Source organism: Brevundimonas sp. (genome assembly GCF_050729455.1).
Lineage (GTDB): Bacteria > Pseudomonadota > Alphaproteobacteria > Caulobacterales > Caulobacteraceae > Brevundimonas.
On record NZ_JBOHLI010000089.1, the window covers coordinates 1 to 6,852 of the forward strand.

The following is a 6,852-nucleotide window of genomic DNA, read 5'->3' on the forward strand; positions in this document are numbered from 1 at the left end:
GTGTCGTAGCCAGCGGCGCTGTTGTTCACCAGGCCGCGGATGTCCGACTTGGACAGGGTGACGCGGTTCGAGGTGTTGCAGCCCGCCAGGTTGCTGTCGATCGTGACGTTGGCGGCGGCGGTCATGTCGAAGGCGGCGGCCGGACCGGTGTTGTCCGAGGCGTAGATGCCGATGGTGCCGAAGTCGATCGTCTGCGAGTTGCTGCTGCCCGAGTAGTAGGCGCAGTCCGTCGACACCGCGCCCTTCAGGGTGAAGGTCGCGCCGTCGCTGTTCGACGCCGTGCCGTTGTTGTCTTGCGAGCCGCCCGTGGCGTGCCATGAGGACAGAGCGGCGGCGCCGTTCTGCGAATTCGCGCGGTTGTCGGCGGCCGACCAGCCGGTCAGGCCGGTCACGAAGCCGGGGCTGTTGAAGGTGACCGGGATGCCGAACACCGGAGCGGTGATCTGGCCACGGTTGATGGTGTCGGCCGAGGCGGCCGAGGCGGTCAGGGCGACGGCGGCGACGCCGGCCAGAAGCGTAACGATCTTCACAACAAATTCTCCAAGTGAGGTTCTGACAATTCTATCGACCGAGATAGAGAAATCTCCCCGATCTGGCCGAGACGCTAACGAAATGTAAAAAGTTATGTCAACTAGAAAAACAACGTTCTTTAGTGAAATCAATATATTCGCCTAACAGGCGAAAACTGAATTACCGCAAAGATAGGTCATTTTTCACTACAAGACATGACACAGATACCAACAACTGACGATCTTTACACAAAATCACTAAACTCGAGGCTGAAGAGTTACATTCAAGACTTCGACATACTCGCCAGCCAGCAAACCGGCGCCTTGCGGTCGCTGCGTGCGAATTTGCAGGCGCCCCCCGCCGGCCGCGATGGCGTCGCCGCTCGAGAGGGTCTTGCGCGCCATCAGATCGGCGCTGGAATAGGCGGCGCTCATCATCCCGTCTCGCGGCGCCAGGGTCGGCACGGCGACGTTGAGCGTGTAGCCCAGGGTGCCGGCGAACGGCCCCTCGCCTCGCGGCTTGGTGACATGGGCCAAACCGCCGCGAGCCGATTCAAAACTGATATCGAAGGGAACATTGCAGCGAAGGCTGAAGTCGGCGGCGACGACCTCGTTGCCGGTCAGCTCGCCCAGGTCGATCGTGCCGCCGCCGGACAGACGGCAGTCGGACACGATCCGGCCGGTCACAGCCACGTCGAAGCCCGACGCGCTTTCGATGGAGTCCGCGCGGACCGCGCCCGCAGCAGCCACCATCACGACAGCGCTCAGAGCCGCGCACGTCCGCGCAGCCGATCGCACGCTCACAGCGCGCCCCGCATCGGAAGTGGTCAGAAACATGCCCACTGTTCGCCTCCCCAAGCCGCACGTCGCGGCGCCCCCCGCCACAAGGTGGGGGTTCGTTGGTCAGCGTTCCAAGAGACGTGCCATCCCATTTTGGCACACCCCTGAAGCAGGCAGGACGTCAGCCCCTAGCCGCAAGGGTTAATGAAACGTTAACGGACGCCGTTCTACGAGCGCCGTTAAGCTTTGGCAAGCGATTGCCCCATTTTGGGAAAGCGTCGTTTTAGCGCAGGTCAGACCTGCCCGCCTTGGCGCGACGCCGCCACGCGGTCAGCAGGTGCTCGGTATAGCCGTTGGGCTGCTCGCGACCCTTGAACACCAGGTCGCAGGCGGCGTTCCAGGCCGGGCCGTCGAAGGCCGGAGCCAGAGGACGATAAGCGGGGTCGCCCGCGTTCTGACGATCGACCACAGCCGCCATGCGCTCCAACGCCGCCCTCACCTCGCCCTCGGTGACGACGCCGTGGCGCAGCCAGTTGGCCAGGTGCTGGCTGGAGATGCGCAGCGTGGCCCGGTCTTCCATCAGGCCGACGTCGTGAATGTCCGGCACCTTGGAGCAGCCGACACCCTGGTCGATCCAGCGCACGACATAGCCGAGGATGCCCTGGGCGTTGTTGTCCAGTTCCTGCCGGATCTCGTCGGCGCTTGGCGTTTCGGTCGCGAACGGCGGGGTCAGCAGCGGCGTCAGCCCCGTGGCGGGACGCTCAGCGATCTCGGCCTGACGCGCCCAGACGTCGGCCTCATGATAGTGCAGGGCGTGCAGGCTTGCCGCCGTCGGCGACGGGACCCAGGCGGTTGAGGCCCCGGCGCGCGGATGGCCCGCCTTGGTCGCCAGCATCTCGCCCATGCGGTCGGGCGCCGCCCACATACCCTTGCCGATCTGGGCGCGACCCGCCAGTCCCGCCTTCAGGCCGATGTCAACGTTGCGGTCCTCATAGGCCTTGATCCAGCCGGTGTTGCGGATCGCCTCCTTGCGGACGACCGGCCCGCCCTCCATCACCGAATGGATCTCGTCGCCGGTGCGGTCCAGGAAGCCAGTGTTGATGAAGGCCACCCGCCCTCGGGTCGCCGCGATACAGTTGGCCAGGTTGACGCTGGTGCGGCGCTCCTCGTCCATGATGCCCATCTTCAGCGTCAGCGGCGGCAGGCCGACCATGGCCTCGACCGCGCCGAACACCGCGTCGGTGAAAGCGACCTCCTCCGAGCCATGCATCTTGGGCCGCACCACATAGATGGAGCCGGCCGGGCTGTTGCGCTGATCCGCCGGGCGCTTCAGGTCGTGCAGGCCGATCAGGCCGGTCATGGCGATGTCGATCAGGCTCTCGGGGACCTCGCGCCCCTCCCCGTCCAGCACCGCGTCGGTCGTCAGGTGCAGTCCGACGTTGCGCACCATCAGCAGGCTGCGCCCCTTCAACGACAGGGCTGAACCGTCCGCCGCCGTATAGGCCCGGTCGCCGTTCATGCGCCGCTGCATCGTCTGCCCGTCCTTGACGAAGCCCGCCGACAGGTCGCCGCGCATCAGGCCCAGCCAGTTGGAATAGACCAGCCGCTTGTCCTCGGCGTCCACGGCCGCGACGCTATCCTCGGCGTCGGCGATGACCGACAGGGCCGCCTCGACTGCGACGTCGGCCACGCCCGCCGGGTCATTGCGGCCGATGGCGTGCTCGCGGTCGATGACGATCTCCAGATGCAGGCCGTTGTGGCGCAACAGAACGCCCGAGGGCGCCATCGCCTCGCCCGCATGGCCGACGAAGGCGTCCGCGCTCGCCAGACCCGTCTCGATCCCGCCGTCCAGGGTGACGACCAGACGCCCATGCTCGACGCGGTAGCCCGTCGCCTGGGCGTGCGAACTGACCGCCAGCGGCGCCGCCTGATCCAGCAGGGCGCGGGTGCGGGCGATGACCCTGGCCCCGCGCTCGGGGTCATAGCCGCCGCCCTTGGGCGCCGCGCCCAGGGCGTCCGTGCCGTAGAGGGCGTCATACAGGCTGCCCCAGCGCGCGTTGGCGGCGTTCAGCAGATAGCGAGCATTGGTCAGAGGCACGACCAACTGCGGCCCGGCCATGGTCGCGATCTCGGGATCGACATTGGCCGTTTCGGCGCGCGTGTCGGCCCGCTCGGGCTCGATGTAGCCGATTTCGCGCAGGAAGGCCTGATAGGCCTCGGGGTCCGGTTGGCCCGGATGGGCGCGGTGCCAGCTGTCCAACTGCGCCTGCAGTTCGTCGCGGCGCGCCAGCAGGGTGCGGTTCGTCGGCGCGTGTTCGGTCAGCAGCCCTTCCACCCCGGCCCAGAAGGCGTCGGGCGTGACGCCGGTGCCGGGCGCCGCCTCGTCGCGCACGAAGGCGTCCAGTTCGGCGGCGACGCTCAGGCTTCCGTGGCGGACATAGGTGGTGGACATGGCGGCTTCTCCTTGAGCCTCAAACCTAGCGACGCGCCCGCCGCCTAGCCACGACGAAGATCGACGGTTATCTTTGCTTAAATCGCAACGATGAGACCGCGCCATGCTGGCCGAGTATGAGATCTTCGTCCGGGCGCTGGAGGAAGGCAGCCTGTCCGCCGCCGCCCGACGGCTGGACCTGTCGCCCGCCGTGGCCTCGCGGCGGCTGGCGCGGCTGGAGGACCGGCTAGGGGTGCGGCTGATCGAGCGCACCTCGCGTCGCCTGGCCCCGACCGAGGCGGGACGGCTGGTCTATGACCGCGCGATGCAGCTGTTGGACGGGGTCGAGGATCTGGAGGCCTTGGTGTCGCGGCGCACCACCCAGGCGCGCGGCCTGCTGCGGGTCTCAGCCCCGACCTCGTTCGGGCGGCGGCGTCTGGCCCCGCTGCTGACGCCCTTCCTCGACGCCCACCCCCGGCTGACGCTGGAGCTGAACCTCAGCGACGCCTTCGTCGACCTGATGGCCGAGGACGTGGACGTGGCGGTGCGCATCGGCAGCTATGAGGCGGGCGATCCGGCCATGCATCGGCTGGCCCCGAACCGGCGCGTCCTGTGCGCCGCGCCGTCCTATCTGGCCCGCCATGACGCGCCGCAGACACTGGATGATCTGCGACACCACGCCCAGCTGGCGGCCGAGAACCAGTCGGCCTGGCGGCTGGAAGGCCCCGACGGCCCCGTGACCTTCCGCGCCCGCAGCCGGGTGCGGACCAATTCGTCGGAGGTGGCGCGTGAACTGGTGCTGGCGGGGGCCGGGATCGCCCTGCGCTCGACCTGGGACGTGGGCGAGGATTTGCGCGACGGGCGGTTGCTGCGGGTCTTGCCGCAGTATGCGGGGGCCTCGGACGTGGCCATCTTCGCCCTGACCGCCGGGCGGGCCCGCGCCGAGAACCGGGTCCGGGCCTTTATCGACTTCCTGTCCGGCCTGTACGGCGATGTGCCAGAATGGGACAGATAGAATCTTTCCTCCCCATTCCATGGGGAGGTGGCGCGGCGCGATAGCGACGTGACGGAGGGGGCGACTCCACGGTAACCGCCTGTGCCGCCCCCTCCACCACTTCGTGGTCCCCCTCCCCACAAAGTGGGGAGGAAAGAGGCTTACTGCGCCGCCGCCGCCGCCGTCGCCTTCGGCTTCAGATAGCGGTCCAGCCAGGCGGCCATTTCCCACTGGGTGTGGCCGACCGACTCCCGCGCGCGATAGCCGTGGGCCTCCAGCGGCAGGACGACGTAGCGCACCGTCGCCCCATTGCCCTTCAGCGCCGCATAGAAACGCTCGGACTGCACCGGGAAGGTGCCCGAGTTATCGTCAGCCCCGCCGTGGATCAGCAGGATCGGCTCATTGACCTTGTTGGCGTAGGCGAAGGGCGACATCTCGTTATAGGTCTCGGTCGCCTCCCAGTAGGAGCGCTGCTCGGACTGGAAGCCGAACGGCGTCAGGGTGCGGTTATAAGCGCCCGAACGCGCGATGCCGGTCTTGAATAGGTCGGTGTGCGCCAGCAGGTTCGCCGTCATGAAGGCGCCGTAGGAGTGGCCGCCGACGGCGATCCGCTCGCGGTCGGCGACGCCCAGGGCCACCACGGCATCGACCGCCGCCTTGGCGCTGGCCGACAGCTGCTCGATGTAGGTGTCGTTCGGCTCGGCCCCGTCCTTGCCGACGATGGGCATGGAGGGGTTGTCGAGGATGGCGTAGCCCTGGGTCAGCAGGAACAAGTGGCTGATGCCCGCCGGACGCACGAAGCGGTTTTCGGTGTCCACCACCTGGCCGGCCACGGCGGCGTCGGTGAACTCGGCCGGATAGGCCCACATCAGCAGCGGCAGCGGGCCGTCGCGATCCTTGTCGTAACCTGCGGGCAGATACAGCGTGCCCGACAGCTGGACCCCGTCGTCGCGGGTATAGGTGATCAGTTCGCGCTTCACCTCGGCCAGTTGCGGGGCTGGATCGGGGAACTGGGTCAGCTGCGTCACGCCGCCGTCCAGGTCACGCAGGCGCAGGTTGGCCGGATCGGTGCGGCTCTCGCGATAGGTGACCAGCTTGCGGCCGTTCTCGTCCAGAATGCCGACGACGGTTTCAAACTCGCCCTGGGTCGAACGCCACAGACGTTCCGTCTCGCCGGTCTTCAGGTCCAGGGTGTCGAGGAAGGGATACTCGCCCTGACGCGTGGCGCCCTCGCCTTCGACGAAGACCCTGGAGCCGTCGGCGGTGAAGCGGATGACCGCGCGGCCGCGCGCGTTCGGCTCGACGACCACCGAGCCCGGATCATTGTAGCGGTCCTGATAATTGCGATCGGTCAGGACGCGGTCCGCGCCGGGGTTCGACGGGTCGACCAGGGTGCGGGTCTCGTGACGGGTGTTGAACCAGCGGCTGTTGACGATGGCCACGTCGTCTCGGCCCCACTGCACGCCGGAATAGCGCTCCTTCAGGTCGATCAGGGTGCGGGGGCGGTCGTTGAAGGGCGCCGGCAGCATGAAGACGCGGTCGCGCACCTCGGCGGCAGTGCGCGGATCGCCGCCGTCCTGAGCCTCGACCCAGACCAGGGTGGCGTCGGCGTCGGCCCGCCACTGGGCCGCGCGCGGGCCGGGGGCCACGGCGTCGAACGGCGTCGGCACGTTGTCGCGCAGCGGCAGATCGGCGACGCGATGCACCTCCCGCCCGTTCAGGTCAGTGATGACGACGTCCGCCGGGAACAGGTTGGCTGGCACGACATAGGAGTAGGGCTTCTTGGCGCGGGTCTGCAGGATGAAGCGGCCGTCCGGCGACACCGAGGCGTTCAGGAAGACGCCCGGCTGGCCCAGGGTCCGGGCGCGGCCGTTCAGCGGCACGACGGTCAGTTGGCTGGTGAAGTAGTGGTCAAACAGGGCCTCGTCGTCCGCGTCGGCCAGCAGGTCTTGATAAGTCCGCACCGGCGCCGCGCGACCACCGGTCTCGGCCACGGTCGGCCCCGAGGGCGGGCGCGTCACGTCGGGCGCGGCGCGACGGCCGGCCGGCACGGCCTGCACCAGCAGGCCCGAAGCGTCCGGCAGCCAGCTGAAGCCCGAACCGGCGGCGGCGTTGACGCTCGGCCCGGTCAGGCGGCG

5 protein-coding genes are annotated in these 6,852 nt (G+C 68.3%); 1 reads left to right on the top strand and 4 read right to left on the bottom strand.

The features are described 5' to 3' along the window. The 3 genes from ACREEF_RS15160 to ACREEF_RS15170 all read right to left on the bottom strand — a co-directional run. A partial coding sequence (locus ACREEF_RS15160) for a hypothetical protein (protein WP_431566399.1) occupies nt 1-530 on the bottom strand: 530 nt, incomplete at its 3' end. A 237-nt stretch (nt 531-767) separates the two neighbouring features. Next, entirely contained in the window at nt 768-1,352 is a 585-nt protein-coding gene (locus ACREEF_RS15165; RefSeq protein WP_431566400.1) for a hypothetical protein, read from the bottom strand. 220 nt (nt 1,353-1,572) lie between these two features. Then, nucleotides 1,573-3,741 (bottom strand): malate synthase G, encoded by a 2,169-nt coding sequence (locus tag ACREEF_RS15170; RefSeq protein ID WP_431566401.1) that lies wholly within the window; start codon nt 3,739-3,741, stop codon nt 1,573-1,575. A gap of 103 nt (nt 3,742-3,844) precedes the next feature. On the opposite strand from ACREEF_RS15170, the gene ACREEF_RS15175 reads away from it, so the two are divergent. After that, nucleotides 3,845-4,735 carry a LysR family transcriptional regulator gene (locus ACREEF_RS15175; protein WP_431566402.1) on the top strand — a complete coding sequence of 297 codons (891 nt, stop codon included), beginning with the start codon at nt 3,845-3,847 and terminating at the stop codon, nt 4,733-4,735. 140 nt (nt 4,736-4,875) lie between these two features. Here ACREEF_RS15175 and ACREEF_RS15180 read toward each other — a convergent pair. Further along, on the bottom strand, nt 4,876-6,852 hold a 1,977-nt coding region (locus ACREEF_RS15180), incomplete at its 5' end, for an alpha/beta hydrolase family protein (RefSeq protein WP_431566403.1).

What these genes read in the sequence shown, in the direction of transcription:
- ACREEF_RS15175 (WP_431566402.1), top strand. Translation starts at nt 3,845, where the DNA reads ATGCTGGCCGAGTATGAGATCTTCGTCCGGGCGCTGGAGGAAGGCAGC.
- ACREEF_RS15170 (WP_431566401.1), bottom strand. Translation starts at nt 3,741, where the DNA reads ATGTCCACCACCTATGTCCGCCACGGAAGCCTGAGCGTCGCCGCCGAA.